This window comes from Hyphococcus sp., from assembly GCF_965228385.1.
Lineage (GTDB): Bacteria > Pseudomonadota > Alphaproteobacteria > Caulobacterales > Parvularculaceae > Hyphococcus.
Window position 1 is genome coordinate 3,739,902 of the sequence record NZ_OZ245810.1, and the last position, 16,263, is coordinate 3,756,164.

At 61.3% G+C, this 16,263-nt stretch carries 19 protein-coding genes and 1 pseudogene; 8 read left to right on the forward strand and 12 right to left on the reverse strand.

Annotation, left to right across the window (positions count from 1 at the left end; all coding sequences use genetic code 11):
• Positions 1 to 6: 6 nt before the first annotated feature.
• The 8 genes from ACQK2Q_RS17730 to ACQK2Q_RS17765 all read right to left on the reverse strand — a co-directional run bounded on the left by ACQK2Q_RS17730 (position 7) and on the right by ACQK2Q_RS17765 (position 5,238).
• The gene (locus ACQK2Q_RS17730) at positions 7 to 1,002 is read right to left on the reverse strand and encodes a methyltransferase (protein WP_425411078.1); all 996 of its coding nucleotides are present in this window, start codon (positions 1,000 to 1,002) and stop codon (positions 7 to 9) included.
• A 106-nt stretch (positions 1,003 to 1,108) separates the two neighbouring features.
• On the reverse strand, positions 1,109 to 1,663 hold the full coding sequence (locus ACQK2Q_RS17735) for a hypothetical protein (protein ID WP_425411079.1): 555 nt from the start codon (positions 1,661 to 1,663) through the stop codon (positions 1,109 to 1,111).
• Positions 1,660 to 2,130, reverse strand: a complete 471-nt coding sequence (locus tag ACQK2Q_RS17740) for a hypothetical protein (protein ID WP_425411080.1) — start codon at positions 2,128 to 2,130, stop codon at positions 1,660 to 1,662. The genes ACQK2Q_RS17735 and ACQK2Q_RS17740 overlap by 4 nt, the downstream gene beginning before the upstream one ends.
• Before the next feature lie 22 nt (positions 2,131 to 2,152).
• Entirely contained in the window at positions 2,153 to 2,626 is a 474-nt protein-coding gene (locus ACQK2Q_RS17745) for a nuclear transport factor 2 family protein (RefSeq protein ID WP_425411081.1), read from the reverse strand.
• A gap of 349 nt (positions 2,627 to 2,975) precedes the next feature.
• A complete protein-coding gene (locus tag ACQK2Q_RS17750; RefSeq protein ID WP_425411082.1) occupies positions 2,976 to 3,398 on the reverse strand; it encodes a hypothetical protein in 423 nt (140 codons plus the stop codon).
• 47 nt (positions 3,399 to 3,445) lie between these two features.
• A complete protein-coding gene (locus ACQK2Q_RS17755; RefSeq protein ID WP_425411083.1) occupies positions 3,446 to 3,970 on the reverse strand; it encodes a hypothetical protein in 525 nt (174 codons plus the stop codon).
• A 119-nt stretch (positions 3,971 to 4,089) separates the two neighbouring features.
• Entirely contained in the window at positions 4,090 to 4,629 is a 540-nt protein-coding gene (locus ACQK2Q_RS17760) for a flavodoxin family protein (protein ID WP_425411084.1), read from the reverse strand.
• A gap of 132 nt (positions 4,630 to 4,761) precedes the next feature.
• Positions 4,762 to 5,238 carry a VOC family protein gene (locus tag ACQK2Q_RS17765; RefSeq protein ID WP_425411085.1) on the reverse strand — a complete coding sequence of 159 codons (477 nt, stop codon included), beginning with the start codon at positions 5,236 to 5,238 and terminating at the stop codon, positions 4,762 to 4,764.
• Positions 5,239 to 5,320: 82 nt separating this feature from the next.
• On the opposite strand from ACQK2Q_RS17765, the gene ACQK2Q_RS17770 reads away from it, so the two are divergent.
• The gene (locus tag ACQK2Q_RS17770) at positions 5,321 to 5,998 is read left to right on the forward strand and encodes a helix-turn-helix transcriptional regulator (RefSeq protein WP_425411086.1); all 678 of its coding nucleotides are present in this window, start codon (positions 5,321 to 5,323) and stop codon (positions 5,996 to 5,998) included.
• Between the two features lie 61 nt (positions 5,999 to 6,059).
• Here ACQK2Q_RS17770 and ACQK2Q_RS17775 read toward each other — a convergent pair whose 3' ends face one another.
• The 3 genes from ACQK2Q_RS17775 to ACQK2Q_RS17785 all read right to left on the reverse strand — a co-directional run bounded on the left by ACQK2Q_RS17775 (position 6,060) and on the right by ACQK2Q_RS17785 (position 9,767).
• Positions 6,060 to 6,725, reverse strand: a complete 666-nt coding sequence (locus tag ACQK2Q_RS17775) for a VPLPA-CTERM sorting domain-containing protein (RefSeq protein WP_425411087.1) — start codon at positions 6,723 to 6,725, stop codon at positions 6,060 to 6,062.
• Between the two features lie 141 nt (positions 6,726 to 6,866).
• Positions 6,867 to 8,522: a M28 family metallopeptidase gene (locus tag ACQK2Q_RS17780; protein ID WP_425411088.1), complete on the reverse strand. Its 1,656-nt coding sequence runs from the start codon at positions 8,520 to 8,522 to the stop codon at positions 6,867 to 6,869.
• A gap of 123 nt (positions 8,523 to 8,645) precedes the next feature.
• Positions 8,646 to 9,767 carry a sensor histidine kinase gene (locus tag ACQK2Q_RS17785; protein WP_425411089.1) on the reverse strand — a complete coding sequence of 374 codons (1,122 nt, stop codon included), beginning with the start codon at positions 9,765 to 9,767 and terminating at the stop codon, positions 8,646 to 8,648.
• Between the two features lie 192 nt (positions 9,768 to 9,959).
• Between ACQK2Q_RS17785 and ACQK2Q_RS17790 the strand changes: the two genes are divergently transcribed.
• Entirely contained in the window at positions 9,960 to 10,412 is a 453-nt protein-coding gene (locus ACQK2Q_RS17790; RefSeq protein WP_425411090.1) for a YcgN family cysteine cluster protein, read from the forward strand.
• Here ACQK2Q_RS17790 and ACQK2Q_RS17795 read toward each other — a convergent pair.
• Positions 10,396 to 11,499, reverse strand: a complete 1,104-nt coding sequence (locus tag ACQK2Q_RS17795; RefSeq protein ID WP_425411091.1) for a 2OG-Fe(II) oxygenase — start codon at positions 11,497 to 11,499, stop codon at positions 10,396 to 10,398. The two genes, ACQK2Q_RS17790 and ACQK2Q_RS17795, sit on opposite strands and share 17 nt — an antisense overlap.
• 520 nt (positions 11,500 to 12,019) lie before the next feature.
• Between ACQK2Q_RS17795 and ACQK2Q_RS17800 the strand changes: the two genes are divergently transcribed.
• From ACQK2Q_RS17800 to ACQK2Q_RS17825, 6 genes and pseudogenes are all read left to right on the forward strand, one after another.
• Positions 12,020 to 12,436, forward strand: a complete 417-nt coding sequence (locus ACQK2Q_RS17800; RefSeq protein WP_425411092.1) for a hypothetical protein — start codon at positions 12,020 to 12,022, stop codon at positions 12,434 to 12,436.
• Positions 12,357 to 13,649 carry a DNA-packaging protein gene (locus ACQK2Q_RS17805; RefSeq protein ID WP_425411093.1) on the forward strand — a complete coding sequence of 431 codons (1,293 nt, stop codon included), beginning with the start codon at positions 12,357 to 12,359 and terminating at the stop codon, positions 13,647 to 13,649. Before ACQK2Q_RS17800 ends, ACQK2Q_RS17805 begins: the two co-directional genes overlap by 80 nt.
• A gap of 149 nt (positions 13,650 to 13,798) precedes the next feature.
• Positions 13,799 to 14,983 (forward strand): phage portal protein, encoded by a 1,185-nt coding sequence (locus tag ACQK2Q_RS17810; protein ID WP_425411094.1) that lies wholly within the window; start codon positions 13,799 to 13,801, stop codon positions 14,981 to 14,983.
• Positions 14,976 to 15,251 carry a hypothetical protein gene (locus ACQK2Q_RS17815; protein WP_425411095.1) on the forward strand — a complete coding sequence of 92 codons (276 nt, stop codon included), beginning with the start codon at positions 14,976 to 14,978 and terminating at the stop codon, positions 15,249 to 15,251. The genes ACQK2Q_RS17810 and ACQK2Q_RS17815 overlap by 8 nt, the downstream gene beginning before the upstream one ends.
• Positions 15,252 to 15,342: 91 nt before the next feature.
• Complete coding sequence (locus ACQK2Q_RS17820; protein ID WP_425411096.1) at positions 15,343 to 15,939, forward strand: HK97 family phage prohead protease; 597 nt, start codon at positions 15,343 to 15,345, stop codon at positions 15,937 to 15,939.
• A gap of 14 nt (positions 15,940 to 15,953) precedes the next feature.
• Positions 15,954 to 16,263: pseudogene (locus ACQK2Q_RS17825) on the forward strand (phage major capsid protein); the annotation flags it as partial.

Genomic DNA, 16,263 nt, shown 5'->3' on the forward strand with positions numbered 1-16,263 from the left:
GCGGCCTTACCCTCGCTTCCGGCCGGCGACGATGCTGAGCGGCGAGGGCGTGGCGACAATCTCTTCCAGTTCGAACCCGGCGGCCTCGAACAGCGCGCCAAACTCGGCGGCTGTGCGCTCGCGCCCGCCGGCCATGACGAGCATGTTCACATCCATCCATTTGCCCATGTCGAATTCCGGCGTTTCGGAAATCACCGATTCCACCACAGCGATGACGGCCCCCGGTTTGGCTGTCTTCGCAATGTTTTTCAGGATGGCGAGTGACTTTTCATCGTCCCAATCATGCAGGATCCAGCGCAGGACATACGCGTCCGCCTCCGGCGTTTCGGTAAAGAAGTCGCCGCCGCGCGCTTCCATCCGGTCATGCGCGGGGGCTTGCGCGACCGCCTGCGGCTGGTCGAACAAAATACCGTTCACGGAAGGATTTGCGTCGAGGATATCAATGAGCTGAGAGCCGACGCCGCCGCCGATATCCGCGATCACGGGGAACCGGCTCCAGTCGTAGGCGCCGGTGACCGCCGGGGTGATCGCAGCGGCGAGCGCGCGCATGGCCTCGTTGAAGATGGCGCCCTGTTCCGGGTTGTCCTGCATATAGACCCAGCTGTCCCGCCCATGTTTTTGGTCAAAGCCGGGCTCGCCGTTGTCGAGCGCGCGCATCAGGGCGCTCCACCCGTCGCGCACCATGCCGTCGGAACTCAAGGTGAGGCGGATCCACGCCCATTGCGAACCCGGCGCCTGCCGGCGCAGGCATTCGCTCGCGGGCGTGTTGGCGAAAGTCTGCGGCGAGACTTGTGTGAAAATCCCGGTGCTTTCGAGCGCGCGCAGCAACCGGTAAAGGCTGGGGGCGTGCGCGCCGGCGCGCGTGGCCATGTCGTCCACGTGCAAGGGACCGTCCGCCAGCATGTCGGCGAGCTCAAGCTGGGCGGCGGCGCCCACGGCGCAGCCCTGCCAGTAATTGGTGACGATCTGTAATATCTGTTCCTGCGGCGACGGCGTTGTCATGGTTCACGTTCCCTTCATGAGAAATCTGTTGACCTGCGCGCTGACATTGCCTGCGCGGCGGGGCGGTCTTTCGCTTTGTGCGTGTCGTTGATGCAGCGCTGGCGCATTATTCGGACACCTCCGGCGCCGAGAGGCCGCGCGCTACGGCGTGAAGTTTGTTGTAGTGTTTCGCCAAAAAGTCGTCATCGGTGGACTGGATGATCGGATCGGCGATCTCATAAAGCCGCGTGCCTTCCCACCCGACCGTGTTGGCGTTCCACCAGGCCTTGGCGTAACGGCTGCCGAAATAGAACCGGGCGTTGTTCAGAATGTGTGTCTCGACCCGTTGGCGCGAGGCAAGGCCGGCGTGTTCAAGATCGAGAAGATAGTCGAACTGGAATTGTATATTGACGAACATGGCGTCAAGCCGGCGGATATCCTCAAGCGTTAATGTCTCCGGCGCGTAAATTGATTTCAGTTGAATCTCGGCCAAGTCCGATGTCGTCAATTTGAATTCGGAATCCGCCTGCCACGAGGAAAGCTGCCCCTCCATCCCGATGCGCGTGAGCGCCGCGTTCTGGCGGACCTCGATGATCAAAATGATCAGCCCCAGGACGACGCCGATATTGGCGCCCAGCATCAGCCATTTGTTCACGCTGTCAAAGTTTATATTTCTCGTCATTCACTGGCCTCGTTTAAAATCACCTGCACAAAGAAGAAGATCGAAACGCCGATGGTCCACAAAAGGCCGAGGTGATAGATATTCGATGCGTAGGCGGGAAAAAGGCCGAAACCGAGCGCCAGTTTGGCGCCGATCACCGGGATCGACGCGATGCAGACCGTGATCTGGATAGGCGGCATCTTCTTGAAATCGCCATAACCGCTGAGGAAAAAGACGTAAATAAAAAGATGATAGGCGCCGAAAAGACCGCCGAGAATGCGCCAGCCAAGCTCGCTCGCAATCGGCAGTCCGAAAACAAGGTCCGGTAAAAGCGCAAAGGCGAGGGTGCCGATGCTCGATTGCAAAAACCCGAGCATCTGCCGTCGGGGCAGGCGCGCCAGCCGGTCCTGCATGACAAGAAGAATGCCCACAAAACCGGCGAGCCCCGCCGCAATCTGCGCAATCACGCGAAAGGCTTCAAATTCCATGGCGCCGCTCCCGGTCCGAAGCCTAGTCGCTCATAACCGCGGCATGCTCCGCCGTGTCGGTATATTGCTGGAAGGCGACGATCTTGCCGTCCTCCACCGTCCAGGCATGCGCGAACGGCGCGTCCATTGACTTGCCGGTGGCTTTATAGGTTCCGCTGTACCGCCCGAAGACAATCACGCGGCCGCCTTGCGTCACATATTCCTGCGGCATGGCGGCAAAGCCGTCCCATTCTCCGCCGAGGCGCGCAAAAAGACCCGTCAACACCGTTTCCGGGCCCACATAAGGGTTATTGTCCGCATAAGGATTGCCTTCTGCTTCATTCCAGACAATGTCCGTCGCCATGGCGCCGGTGACCGCGTCCATATCGCCGGCCGCAAAACCCGCATAAACCTGTTCAACAAGCGCTCTCGCTTCGCTCCCGGCGGTTTGATCGCTCGACGGCGACGAGCACGCCGCAAGGCCGACCAGCCCGATCATCATCAATATAATTCGCACGCACATTCCCCTTCGTTGTGTTCGCCCCTCGCGGGCGCGATTCCCTTTTAAAGCTGTACGCAACAAAAAGCGGTCAACGCCGGCGGCATGTTTCAGCCGTGCGGATACAGCGCAAGCCCGCGCCTGTTCGCGCATATTGTCTGAAAAGCCTGTGCATTCTCGCCCCGTCGCCCGATTACGGGCTATAGCACGGTTTTTCGCAAGTGGCGACCGGCAAGACGCGGGGGCCAGCGACCCGCCCCAAAAAAACGCCGCCCGTCATGAACGGGCGGCGCTGTGCGGATCGGTGGAAGGGTGTGGCGATCCGCGGTTTCTCAATGCGCCGCCCGCGTCGCGGGGGCGCCAGGTCTTAGAGATTGCTTCCCACATTCGGCGGTACGTAGAAGGACTGGTTGGAAAAGCCGATCCGCGTGCAGGCCTGGGTTTTCTCATTCCAGCTGAAAGAAACATAGCCGTAATCGGCGCTGGCTTCGATGGCGTCGAGCAGATCTTCGTTGTCGGTATTGCAGAATGCGCGGTTGCCCTTGGCGTCTTCGGCCTGACAGAAACCGAAGGCGATGGCGCCGCCGGCGCCGTCGTCATATTTACGCACGCCACAGCCGATAAATTCATTCTTGTTCGGCGCATAGCGCGCGCTCAGCATGTCGCCTTGCGCATAAAGACTGGCGAGATTGACTTCGACCGGCAGGGGCTGCACCATCCCGGCGATAGCGGCTCCGGAAAAGGCGGCGAAAACGGCCGCGCAGCTCAGCATTTTCTTTGAAAGTTTCATTTTAGCGTCTCCCTCTTGTTAAAAAACGAATGGTTTAGGCGTCGTCGTTAGAGTCGGGCGTCGGCGTCGCCGCTGGCGATGGTTCTGGCGAGTTCGGACAAGGCTTCGCGGCGCTCTGCCGGCGGTAATTGTGCAATGACGGATTCAACTTGCGAGATTGCCGCATCGCCGCCGCCGGATGCGCGCAAGTATGACAGTTCCTGTGCGAATTGCGTTTGCAGGCGCTGGACTTGCGACGGCGAGACGGCCTGCGCAGCGGCGCCCGTGCGGACGGGCGTTGTCCCTTGCGGCAGCGCCGCCAGTTCGTCGCGAAAGATGGCGCGAATATCTTCTGCATTAAGGCCGGGTTGCGCCTCGCCCGAGAGCGCCGGCTTCGCATTTGCAGCGCGGGCCTGCGCCGTCCATTGCGTGTTGCGATGAGCCATACGCCGCTCTGCGGCTTCCTGTTCTGCAGCGGCGGCGAGCGCTATTTGCGCAACTTCATCGGTGCGCGCGTCCACAGCCATCATCCGCAGACACAAAAACGCCAGTAAAACGGTTTGAAACACGCTAAGGCTCGCCAGAAATTTCATGGTTCTCTCCCTGATGACGCCTTGAATTTAGCGCAAGGCCGCGGCCGCGCGGTGTGACGCAGAACACATGCCGGGAGATGATTTTACACTTCGCGGCCGCCTAGTAAGGAGCCGTCAGGTCACGTTCCGGCGGGCCCGGGCAGGGCGGCGACAATATTGCGCGCAAAGGCTTGCGCCGCACGGCGCGTTTCCGGCGCGCTTACTGCCTGACCGGGCGCATACAAAAAGCCGCCCCAGCGCATGTTGAAATACCCGGCCGTATCTGCGAAGGGCCGCGTAAAGCTTTCCGGCGGCGCGGGCGCGCCGCCCGTCGCCACAACGAACATCGCCTTGCTCGCGAGCGATTTGCCGATGGGTTTGTAAACGCCGGTGAGATCGGTCAGGCGGTCGAACACAGTTTTCATCTGCGCGCTCATGCAATACCAGTAGACCGGGCTGGCGAAAATTATAGCGCCGGCGGCGCCCATGCGTAGGGCCAGCGCGTGAAAATCATCATCCCTGAAAGCGTGTGTGTAGGAATAAGGACCGATCGTCAGTGTCGAGAGGTCGATCAGCGCAGCATTGTCAAAATGGCTGAAGACAGCTCGCGCCAGCGTTGCGGTCGCGCCGCCGGGCCGGGAAGTCCCCAGGACGCCGAGAATTTGCGCGTGGCCGGTCATACACCGGCGCCCCTTTTGCCCGGCGCAGTCATCGTTGCGTCCGTGCGGACTTCGCTCTTTCGAAAATCCGCCGGAGATATTCGGCGAGTTCGCCGCCGTCGTTACAGGTTCGGTGCGTATGCATGGCGCGCCCTATTGATAAAGGTTTTTTTCTTCGGGTTTACCGGAAAAATATTCCACGAACTCAAACTCAAGGCCTTCTTCGTTGACGTAATAGATGTTGCGCCGGTGGGGGTGATCCTCACCCTGATGATCCGGCGCATAACCGGCCTTTTCAAGCCGCGCCATGACCGCGTCGAGGTCGGCGACCTCGAATCCGAAATGCGCAAGACCCGGTTCTGTCCCTTGCAGGTCGCGATGGCGCCCCCGCGCGGCGGCGGGAAGCCTGAACTCGTTGAGGGTCAAGTAATTGGCGTCGTCGCCCACATGCGCCCAGCGGCGCGGCGCGCCCGCCCATTCGCCGCCGCCTTGCCCCCGGATGCGCCAGTCCGGAAACGCCGTCATGAGAAAATGCGCGGTGCGGTCAAGATCGGTGACGATGACATTGACATGCTCCAGCCGCTGGGCGGCGGGGCTTTCGGTGGTGGTACGAGATGTTTCGCCGGTCATGGATTTCACTCCCTATTTAAGAAAGAATAATCTTTCAATAATACCCCTTGTTTTTGAAAGCAATAACTTTTAAAAAGATCACATGAGCAAAATATCGAATGCGACAATCGGAAAATCCGATACCGGCGGGCGCGCGGGCGGAAGGGCGACGCGCGAACAGATCCTGGAGCTGTTGAAACGGCGCGGGGCCCAATCGGCCGGCGCGCTTGGGCAGGCGCTGAAAGTGACGGCCATGGCCGCGCGCCTGCATCTGTTCGAACTGGAAGAAGAAGGGCTGGTTGAATCCTTCGCCGAGGCGAAGGGGCGCGGGCGGCCGACAAAGTTCTGGAAACTGACGCAAGCCTCAGCGCGGATATTTCCCGACGCGCACCAGTCGCTGGCGGTAGAGATGATAAAATCCGTGGAGGAACTGTTCGGCGTCGAGGGGCTGGCGAAAGTCGTGAAAAAACACGGTAACATGCAGCGGCGCGTCTATGGCGAAAAGCTGTCAGGCGCAACAACGCTCGGCGAGCGCGTCAAACGTCTCGCCAAAGCGCGCACCGGCGAAGGCTATATGGCCGAAGCGAAGCGGGACGGGCGCGACTGGCTGCTGATTGAAAATCATTGCCCGATCTGTTCGGCGGCAAAATCATGCACCGGGCTTTGCGCGGGCGAGTTGAAAGTCTTTTCCGATGTGCTGGGCAAAGATGTGCGCGTCGAGCGCGAGGAACATATTCTTTCAGGCGCGCGCCGCTGCGCCTATCGGGTGCGGGCGAAATAAAAAACGCCGGCGCGCGATGTTCAGCGGCGCCGGCGAATGGTCATTGTTTGTCTGTCGCCTGTCAGGCTTTCGCCGCTGCGGCTTTTTTCTTGCGCCTGCCGGCGAAGCCAAGCGCGCCGAGCCCGGTAAGCAACAGGGGCAGGGCGGCGGGAACAGGCACTTCGGCGTTAACGCCGCCCGCCAGCGTCAGATTGTCGAGACTGAAGGTCTCGCCGCCAAAGGGCGCCGCGCCCGGCGTCAGGACGGTTCCGGCTAGCGTCGTGAAAAACACCGAGGAAAAATCCGCCTCGCCGATAATGCCGAAAAACCCGGCGTCCGAGCCGACAATATCGCTGATGGAAAATTGTGTCTCGCCCGTTCCGTCAAAATCGCCATTGATGAACAGGGAGCTCAATTCGGAAAAATCCGCACCAAAAGCGGAAACGCTTTGCGGAAAATCGAACGTAATGTTTCGAAAATCGTCGCGCTGGACAAACCCGTCATAATCGCCGTTGCTGACGCGGTTCAGCGTCGGGGGGACGCCCGAACTGGATTTCGTCGCGACAACGCCGGAATCGAACGTAATGCTGTCCGCCGTCGCAATGTCGTTGTCGAAATCGTCAGTGACGACCGAGCCGCTCAAGGCGGCTTCGAATGCGCTGCGGTCCGTATAGACGACCGCCGCTTGCGCGGGGAGCGCCGTTGCGGCGAGAACGGCGATGCTTATGCCGCCGATTATTATTTTCAATGATAACTCCTGATACTGCTACATGAACAGTAACGGGAGCCCGGCGCGAATAGTTTCAAAAACAAGGGAAAAACTTTTCACCCGCGTCCTAACGACGCCCATGGGTCAAGCAAGCTTTCCTGTTTTGTTATTCCGCCGGCTTTATTCCTCCATGGGGCCGCCAAACGTCTCGGCGAAGAAGTCGCCTTTTTTCCAGAGCGGTCGTTCATTCATATTGGCGACGCCGCGCGCGATCTCGTAATTCACCTGCGCGAAGCGCCGCAGCGCGTCCCAGTTCACCAGTGAAATTTCATCGGAGGGCTGGTGATAATGCTCCTCCAGAAATGTCTCTTGCGCTTCCTGGCCGCCATTGGCCCAGCCCAGATCGATATTGAGCGCCGGCACGCCTTCCTGCACGAAGGAATATTGATCGGAGCGGGTGAAAAAGCCCTGTTCCGGCTGCGGGTCGGGGCTGAGGGTCAGCCCGGCGCGCGCCGCCGCCGCCTCGACGACGGGAAACATCGTCGAGCGTTCGCCGCCAAAGGCGACAATATCCGTAAACGGATAAGTCAGGATCGCCATGTCGAGATTGATGTTGGCGACAATGCTTTGCGCCGGCACGGTGGGATTGCGCGCGAAATATTCAGAACCGACGAGGCCTTTTTCCTCGGCCGTGAGCGCGATGAAAATGACCGAGCGGCGCGGCGGATCAAGCGCGAGCAGCCGCGCGACCTCAAGCATTGAGGCCACGCCCGATCCGTTATCGAGCGCGCCATTGTAAAGCTCGTCGTCGCCTTCTTCGTCTGTGGGGCGAACGCCCATATGATCGAGATGCGCGGTCAGGACCACATATTCGTCCTTCAGCGCAGGGTCCGAACCCGGCAGGACGCCGACGACATTCGGGCTCTCCAGCCGCTCGTGAACGGATTGCGTTCTGATGCGCGCCGTAACGTCCAGCGGAAAACTTGGCGGGTTCCCGGCCTCGCTTTCGGCGGCGGCGAGGATCTCATCGAACGGAACCGGTCCGTTCGAGAGCAGCTTGCGCGCCCCTTCGAGGCTGATATTGCCGCTGACGATAATGTTTTCGGCGCGGCTGAACGGCTCGCCGCGCGCGTCGATCCAGGTCATGGAGGAGCCGGTACCGGCCCGCGCCGCGGCGCGCGAGAAGGCGTAGCGCTCTTCCAGCGCCGGCGTCCAGACGCGCAGGACGCCGATTGCGCCGCGCTCCGAGGCGCGTTCCGCGCGCGTCGAGCTGTAATGGGCGCGCTCCTCGCTGTTCAGAAATTTCGGCGCGCCGGAAAAAACCGCAACGATCTTGCCGTCCACATCAAGGCCTTCATAGTCATCGCGTCCATGCGCCTCGGAAACGAACCCGAAACCGGCGAATACGACCGGCGCCTCGATATCGACGTCGGCGTCCTTGTAGGACGGATTGACAAGATAATCTTCGCCCCGCTTGAAACGGCGCGGCGCATCCCGCCCGGAAAGGCGCATGCTGGCCTTGTCCGCATCGGCGGAGAAAACTTCCAGCAGCGGCGTTTGCTGATAATACGTCCCGTCGCCGCCGCCCGGTGAAAAACCGAGCGCGCGATAGCGTTCCGCCACATAAGCTGCGGCGAGATCGTAGCCGCGCGTTCCCGTCGCGCGCCCTTCCAAGAGATCATCGGATAAAAAGCGCATATCCGCTTCCAGCCGGCCGGCGTTTGCGCCCGTCTGCGCCGCTGCGCCCGCCCCCTCGTCCGTCTGCGCCGCCGCGCCCGTCGCCTGGGAAAAAACCATCGCCAGAACGCAAAATCCGGCCAGTCTGCGAAAATGCATAGGAGCGCCCCTCATGTCAGTGAACCTGCAACGTTATGATGAGTTTTCCGGTGCGGCAAGCACGCTTCACCCCGGCAAAGCCTCACTTTATCGTGCGCCGGCTCAAGCAGCGAGAATAAGGGATCACGCCAGCGGCATCGCCAGCGTCACGACAGTTCCATTTTCATCTGTCTGCTGATCGATCTCGCCGCCGAGCAGTGCGGCGTAATGCCTGACCAGCTCCATGCCGATCCCCGTGGATGAAGGCTTGACCCTCGCCGCGTCGAAACCGGCGCCGTTGTCGGCGATTTTCAGGATCATCTTGTCCGGGAATGTGTTCAGCGTGACATCTATGGCGCCTGTTGTCCGGCCTTCAAAAGCATGTTCGCGGGCGTTTGTGATTAATTCCACTGCGATCGCCCCTAGCGCGATGGCGTTGTCCGCTGGCACTTCATGCCTGTCCAAAGCCGTGTTGCAAGTAATATCGGCCTCGGCGGAACCCGCGCTCAACTCGTCTATGGCGTCACAGAGTTTTTGCAGATAGGCGCCGGCGTCAATGACGCCGCTGTCGGCGCTGCGCAGCATCATCTCGTAAAGCTTCGCAAAGCTTTCCAGCCGCGCGCGAACGCGCTGCAGCGGCCGGCGCAACGCCTCGTCCTTGATCCGGCGCTCTTCGAGGCGCACCATGGCGATGATTGTCGCGATATTGTTTTTTACGCGATGATGCGTCTCTCGCAGCACCGCGTGTGCGTCCTCGACCTTGGTTTCCAGCCGTTTTCCCAGTTCCACCGTCTTCGTGGTTTCATGGCAGATGACGAGCACGCCGCCGACGCGGTTTGCCGCCTCCGGCGCATGGATGGGGCTGTAGCTGTAGGTCCAGTAGATTTCGGGCCGCTCGCCGTGCCGCCAGGTGGAGACAAGGTGGTTTTCGTGCCAAGTGGCGCCTTCGCCGGCCATCACCTGATCGATCTGCGGGCCGATGATATCCCAGATTTCCGGAAAGACATCGCGCGCCCGCGCGCCCAGCGCCGACGGGTGCTTCTCAGGCCCGAAAGAGCGCGAATAGGCGTCGTTGTAAAAACAGAAAAGCTCCGGCCCCCAGAATATGAATATCGGGTGTTCCGTCGTCAGCATCAGGCGCACGGTGATTTTCAGGGCTTGCGGCCAGTGGCCGGCCGCGCCGAGCGGGTGGGCGGTCCAGTCAGTCTCCCGCATCCGGCGCCCCATCTCGCCGCCGTCATCCAGAAAATCTGTTTTGTCTGTCATTCTTCCGCAATGCGGTTGTCCGCAAAGCCCCTAGAGCCGCGAATTTAAGTCCGCGGATATCCCCCTTTTCGATATTTTTCCCTATAAATTTCGCGATTGCAATCGCAAAACGACTGGTAATACGTACGTCTGTTAGCACTTGCGCCGCATATCTGCTATTGCCCCGTTCTAAAGTAGCCATTTCGAGCAAACATGCCGAACACGCCAGCAGAAAAACCGTTCTGGGAGCGAAAGCGATTATCCGAGATGACCGGCGCGGAGTGGGAGTCGCTGTGCGACGGCTGCGGGCGCTGCTGCCTTTATATTCTGCATAATGAGGAAACCGGCGACGTCTTCGAAACCGACGTCGCCTGCAAGCTGTTCGACGCGAAGCGCCGCCGCTGCACCGATTACGAAAACCGCGCGTCGCGCGTGCCCGACTGCGTGCGGCTGACGCCGGAAAACGCCGGAGACTTGCATTGGATGCCGGAAACCTGTGCTTATCGCCGCCTCGCCAACGGCAAGCCCATCCCCGACTGGCATCCCCTGATCACCGGCGATCCGAAATCGGTCGAACGTGCGCGCATCGCTGTCTCGCCGGACCTGATCCCCGAAGACGAAATCGACGACAGCCTTCTTGAAAGCCGGATCACAAAGGCGCGATAGCCTTCTCCGCCGGCGCGTCTTGAGACAGAAACCCGCGATTCTCATCGCGGATTTTTGCGGCGGCGTCATCATAGAGGAACGGCAAAAAGGCGTAGCGCGACCCGCGCGTCATTTTCGACACCTGATGCAAAAGCGAGCAGGAAAAAATCACCGCGCCGCCGGCCGGCGGTTTAAAACTGCGGGGCCCGTATTCGGGAAAGCAGATTTCTCCGCCCTCGAAATCGTCATTGAGATTGATCGACACGGCGAAGCGGCGGTGCGCCGTGCCGCGCGTGGTGTTGTCGCGATGCGCGCGGAAGTGCCCGCCTTCCGCCGCCGAATAACGGGCGATAATATTGCGCTCCATGCGCGTGACCTTGAACTGGTGAATCTTTTCGATCTCCGGCACGATGCGCCGGATGACGCGCGCCTGCACCAGCCGGATCAGTTCGTCATCCTTGATGTAATAATCCTTGCGGCTTTTATGCCTGTGGTCATGCACGCCGACGGTCTTGTCCCCGACATCGCGCATGAACCCGGATTCCTCGCCGCCATTGGCCTCGTAAAGATCGATCAGCTTACGGCATAATGGCTGTTCGAAAATGTCGCGCAGGAAAATGATCGGCGCCTGCAGGACCGGGCCGGCGAACGCTTCCGGCGGCGGCAGCGCATCGAGCAGCGCGTTCAGTTCGGCGATGTCGGCGCCGTCTTTGCGAAAAGGGATATTGCGGATGACGCGCATGGAAGGATCGATCACGATCCAGCGCGGCGCGTAAGTTTCATTCTCGCCGAGCGCGCCGTAAAGCCGGGAGACGCGCTGATCGAAATCCCAGAAATAACGATAGCCCGGATAGGAATCGGCGAAGCGTTTTTCCGTTTCATCGGTCGGATCGATGCTGACGCCGAAAAACGAGCCCCTGTCGTCATTGAAAAAGTCCGCCCGCGCGCGCGCCGCCTTTATCGCCGCCGCCGAAGACGCGTTCCCGGCCGAGCCGAACAGGCACAGAACCAGATAACGGCCGGCCGCCGTGTCGAAAACATAACGCGGATTGGCGAAGGAGCGCTGCTGAAACCACGGCGCCGGATCGCCCGGAAAAACTTGTCCCATAACCGCCCCTGCCGGCCCTCCAGAAAATGTTGAAACCGGGGACCGTTTTATCGCCAATCGTTCCCAATGGGTATTGTTTTTTACCCAGCGCGGACACGCGTTTCGCCCGACTCATCCGGGAACCTCATCCTGAGGTGCGCGCCCGAAGGGCGGGCCTCGAAGGATGTGATGCGAAATCGGCGTTCGCCGCACATCCTTCGAGGCTTTTGCTGCGCAAAAGCGCCTCAGGATGAGGAATTCATTTCAGGAAAATGAGGTGAAACCGGATGATCGCCAGGATTTGTTTAGCAGGCAAAACTGATGACGCCAGCAACAACTATGATCAACACGAATAAAAAGCTCGCAAATGCGCCTTCATTCGGAAGCCCTCTGAAACAGCAGCCGTGACGGGTGTTTTTTATACCCCAATAACGCGAATCGCATCTTCGAAAATACAACATATCTGTTGAATTCTTCAATATTTCCCAGTGATGGTGGATAGATATCCACCCCCTGCCGGGGCGCCCCCATAATGCGCCCCATGATGACAAACGAACTGAAAAACCAAACGCCGCTAAACGCGCCGTCTACGGATGAAAAAAGCTGGAACCGGCTTTTCGACAACATTCGCGAGCTGGCGCTGCATCGCTCCGAAACGCTGCTCGAGGAAAAAGGCGACGAGAAAGCATTCGATCGCGGCGCAAGGGTGCTGCGCACGCTGATGAGTTCGGCGGAAGTCGCGCAGCGGATGCTCCGCAATGAAGAAAAGGAACCCGATGACAACGAAACCGGAGAGCCCGTCGTCAGCGACGAACGCGCCGCCGCGATCTACCGAAAGATCGAACGGCAAGTCACAGACATCGCTGAAAAAGAAAGCGGTGGAACTGTCGGTCGCGGAAATCCTCAAACGGGATTTTCCGGCGGTGGCGGCGACGCTGTGGAGACTCAACGCTCATGACCACCAGACAGAACCCGAAGGCGACTGGACCACATGGCTGCTGCTCGGCGGGCGCGGCGCGGGCAAGACCCGCGCCGGGGCCGAATGGGTGCGCGCCATGGCCGGCCGGCCTGCGGGCGCGGCGAACGACAACGCCGTCAGGCCCTGTATCGCGCTGGTCGCTGAAACATACGCCGACGCGAGGGAAGTCATGATCGAGGGGCCCTCCGGCATACGCAGTATCACACCCGAACCGGCGCGCCCGGTCTATGAAGCCTCGCGCCGCCGGCTCGTCTGGCGCAACGGCGCGGTCGCCTATGCTTTTTCCGCCGAGGATCCTGACGGTATTCGCGGCTATCAGTTCACGGCCGCATGGTCTGATGAGCTGTGCAAATGGCGGTATGCGGAGGAAACCTGGTCGAACCTGCAGCTCGCGCTGCGGCTCGGGGAGCGCCCCCGCCAGATCGCCACCACAACGCCGCGCCCGTCCGCGCTGATCAAGCGGTTGATAAACGCGGCGACAACCAGGCTTGTGCGCGCCTCGACCTATCAGAACCGCGCGCATTTATCGGACGCTTTTTTCACTGAGATCGCCGCTCTTTACGAGGGCACGGCGCTTGGCCGCCAGGAGCTGATGGGCGAGGTGGTGGACGACGTCGCCGGCGCGCTCTGGACCTGGAACATGATCGAGGCCGCGCGGATTACCGCCGCGCCGCCGCTCTCCCGTGTCGTTGTCGCCGTCGATCCCCCCGCGACGAGCGGCGCGGGCGCGGACGAATGCGGCATTGTCGTCGCCGGCGTTGCATATTGCGGCGGCGCGATGACCGCATTCGTTCTCGCCGACTGGTCGGCGGGCGGTTTGTCGCCCCGTCAGTGGGCGGAGAAAACCGTCGCCGCCTACCACGAATTTTCCGCCGACCGCATTGTCGTCGAGGTTAATCAGGGCGGCGATATGGCGAAGGCCGTGATCGCACAGATCGATGCGGCGGCGCCCATCCGAGGCGTACACGCGACGCGCGGCAAGCGCTTGCGCGCCGAGCCCGTGGCCGCGCTCTACGAACAGGGCCGCGTGCGCCATGTGGGCGCCTTTCCCGGGCTCGAAGACCAGATGGTTTCCTACACCGGGGCGGCGTCGTCGAAGAGTCCCGACCGCCTCGACGCCCTCGTCTGGGCGCTCACCGAATTGATGTTGAAAAGCCCCGCGCCAAAGCCCGGCGTGAAGCGGGTGAATTAGGAGTTGTTGATGTTGCGTAACACCCCCACCGTCTGCTGCGCAGACACCTCCCCCGTGAACGGGGGAGGAAAGTCCTCCCGTTTGCAGAATGCATCTTCTTCCCCCGTTTACGGGGGAAGTACCGGCGAAGCCGGGGAAGGGGGTAACATATGCCTTTAATTCCCAACCTTTTCCGCAAGGCTTCCGGACAAAAAGCCCCCGAAGCCAAAGCCTCCGCGGCAAAAGCGCTGATCGCCATGCACAGGCTCGGCGCCCCGGCCTGGACGCCGCGCGACTATGCCAGTCTCGCCCGCGAGGGATACGTGAAAAACGTCATCGCCTATCGCTGCGTGCGGCTGGTGGCGGAAGCGGCGAGCGCCGCGCCCTTGCACATTCTCGAAGACGGCGCGGCCATGGCGGATCATCCGCTGGCGGACCTGCTCGCCCGCCCCAACCCGGAACAGTCCGGCGCGGAGCTTTTTGAAAGTTTTTACGGCTTTCTCCAGACGGCGGGCAACGCCTATCTGGAAGCCGTCGCACTCGACGAAACGCCGCGTGAATTATACGTCCTGCGTCCGGACCGGATGAAGGCGCGGCCGGGCAAGTCCGGCTGGGCGGAAAGCTATGACTATTCCGTCGGCGGACGCACGGTGACGTTCACGAAACCGGATGACGGTTCCCTGTCGCCGATCCTGCATCTGAAACTTTTTCATCCGGTCAATGATTATTACGGCGCGTCGCCGCTGGAGGCGGCCGCCGCGAGCGTCGACCTGCACAACGCCGCATCGGCCTGGAACAAATCGCTCCTCGATAACGCCGCGCGGCCCTCCGGCGCGCTCGTTTACAAGGGGCCGGAGGGGGCTGAAAACCTCACCGGCGAACAGTTCGACCGGTTAAAGTCAGAGCTGGAAGACGCCTATCAGGGCTCCGCCAATGCGGGACGCCCGCTGGTGCTCGACGGCGGGCTGGAATGGCGTTCGATGTCGCTCACCCCCGCCGACATGGATTTCATCGAGGCGAAAAACGCCGCCGCGCGCGAGATTGCGCTGGCGTTCGGCGTGCCGCCCATGCTGCTCGGCATTCCCGGCGATAATACGTATTCGAATTATAAAGAGGCCAATCTCGCCTTTTACAAGCAGACCGTCCTGCCGCTGGTGAAGAAAACCGCAGCGGCGCTGACGAACTGGCTTGCGCCCGTCTGGCCCGGCGCCGCCATTGTCTGTCACGCCGCCGATATCGACGCGCTGTCGGCGGAGCGCGACGCCATGTGGGCCCGCGTCTCCCGCGCGGACTTCCTCACCGATGATGAAAAACGCGAAGCCCTCGGCCTGCCTGCGGGAGAGCGCCATGCATAGCGTCACCTTCCCGAAACCGCCGGGCGACAAGCCGCAGGAACTGCGCATCACCGTCGCCATCGGCGCTGCGGTCATCGTGCAGACGGGGCTCGGTCTTGTCTGGGCGGGCGCGGCCACCGAACGGCTTGCGCAGCTTGAACGGCGCGCCGGCGACAATGCGCAGATCATCGAGCGCACCGCGCGGCTCGAGGAACAGGCCCGCTTCATGACCGCCTCGCTGGAACGCATCGAAGGCAAGCTCGACCGCATCAACGGGGAGGGCGAATGATGGCGAAGCAGCTCGCACCCCCTCCGTCCCTTCGGGACACCTCCCCCGCAGGCGGGGGAGGAGGGGCCGGCGAACAAGCGGGGTTCGCATCATGACCGCCGCGCTCATCGCCGACATCGAAGGCTACGCCGCGGTGTTTCATGCGCCGGACCTCAATGGCGACGTGATTGCGCCGGAGGCTTTTGCAATGTCCATGCGGCCGGCCGCCGTGCGCATGCTCTATCAGCACGCGGTGGAGGCGCCGATTGGCCGCTGGACCGGCTTTCGCCAGGACGCACACGGATTATTTATCCGGGGCGAAATGCTCCTGGCCTCGCCGCGCGCGCGTGAAGTCCATGCGCTGTTGCAAGGCGGCGCCATTGACGGGCTCTCCATCGGCTACCAGACGCGCCGCGCGCAGAAAATCAAGGGCGGCCGGCGCATCGTGGAGGCCGATTTGTGGGAAGTCTCGGTCGTGACATTTCCCATGGCGCCGAAGGCGCGCATTACCCGCATTGGCGATCCGCGTCCGGAATATGACGCGCGCGATTACGCCGATGCCTTCACGAGATCGGTTCGCACGGGCGTCCCCCAGCCTCTCGAAGACGTGCGGGCCGTAACAAGGGCGTCCGGTTCTCCTCCCCCGGAACCGGACGCCTGTCTTTTCGCCAAAACCCTAACAACCGCAAAAACCATTCTATCAGTTTAAGGAGTACATCAGGTATGAGTATCGAAACCAACGCCGGCGCGCCGAATGCGGAAATTCGCGGCGCCATGCGCGACTTTCTGAATGCGTTCGAAGAGTTCAAGAACGCCAATGACGAACGCCTCGGCGCGCTTGAGAAGAAACACAAGGAAGATGTCGTCCTCGCCGAAAAGGTTGAGCGCATCAACGACGTGGTGAGCGAGCAAAAGGCCGCTGTCGAGCGTATCGCGCTGAAAAGCCAGCGGCCGCATCTGGGCCCGCAACAGGCAGGGGGGCCGGGCGCGCCAGGCGCTGTCCCCGATGAACGCAAGGCCGCCTTCATGCGTT

What these genes read in the sequence shown, in the direction of transcription:
- ACQK2Q_RS17730 (WP_425411078.1), bottom strand. Translation starts at nt 1,002, where the DNA reads ATGACAACGCCGTCGCCGCAGGAACAGATATTACAGATCGTCACCAAT.
- ACQK2Q_RS17735 (WP_425411079.1), bottom strand. Translation starts at nt 1,663, where the DNA reads ATGACGAGAAATATAAACTTTGACAGCGTGAACAAATGGCTGATGCTG.
- ACQK2Q_RS17740 (WP_425411080.1), bottom strand. Translation starts at nt 2,130, where the DNA reads ATGGAATTTGAAGCCTTTCGCGTGATTGCGCAGATTGCGGCGGGGCTC.
- ACQK2Q_RS17750 (WP_425411082.1), bottom strand. Translation starts at nt 3,398, where the DNA reads ATGAAACTTTCAAAGAAAATGCTGAGCTGCGCGGCCGTTTTCGCCGCC.
- ACQK2Q_RS17755 (WP_425411083.1), bottom strand. Translation starts at nt 3,970, where the DNA reads ATGAAATTTCTGGCGAGCCTTAGCGTGTTTCAAACCGTTTTACTGGCG.
- ACQK2Q_RS17760 (WP_425411084.1), bottom strand. Translation starts at nt 4,629, where the DNA reads ATGACCGGCCACGCGCAAATTCTCGGCGTCCTGGGGACTTCCCGGCCC.
- ACQK2Q_RS17765 (WP_425411085.1), bottom strand. Translation starts at nt 5,238, where the DNA reads ATGACCGGCGAAACATCTCGTACCACCACCGAAAGCCCCGCCGCCCAG.
- ACQK2Q_RS17770 (WP_425411086.1), top strand. Translation starts at nt 5,321, where the DNA reads ATGAGCAAAATATCGAATGCGACAATCGGAAAATCCGATACCGGCGGG.
- ACQK2Q_RS17780 (WP_425411088.1), bottom strand. Translation starts at nt 8,522, where the DNA reads ATGCATTTTCGCAGACTGGCCGGATTTTGCGTTCTGGCGATGGTTTTT.
- ACQK2Q_RS17785 (WP_425411089.1), bottom strand. Translation starts at nt 9,767, where the DNA reads ATGACAGACAAAACAGATTTTCTGGATGACGGCGGCGAGATGGGGCGC.
- ACQK2Q_RS17790 (WP_425411090.1), top strand. Translation starts at nt 9,960, where the DNA reads ATGCCGAACACGCCAGCAGAAAAACCGTTCTGGGAGCGAAAGCGATTA.
- ACQK2Q_RS17795 (WP_425411091.1), bottom strand. Translation starts at nt 11,499, where the DNA reads ATGGGACAAGTTTTTCCGGGCGATCCGGCGCCGTGGTTTCAGCAGCGC.
- ACQK2Q_RS17800 (WP_425411092.1), top strand. Translation starts at nt 12,020, where the DNA reads ATGATGACAAACGAACTGAAAAACCAAACGCCGCTAAACGCGCCGTCT.
- ACQK2Q_RS17810 (WP_425411094.1), top strand. Translation starts at nt 13,799, where the DNA reads ATGCCTTTAATTCCCAACCTTTTCCGCAAGGCTTCCGGACAAAAAGCC.
- ACQK2Q_RS17815 (WP_425411095.1), top strand. Translation starts at nt 14,976, where the DNA reads ATGCATAGCGTCACCTTCCCGAAACCGCCGGGCGACAAGCCGCAGGAA.
- ACQK2Q_RS17820 (WP_425411096.1), top strand. Translation starts at nt 15,343, where the DNA reads ATGACCGCCGCGCTCATCGCCGACATCGAAGGCTACGCCGCGGTGTTT.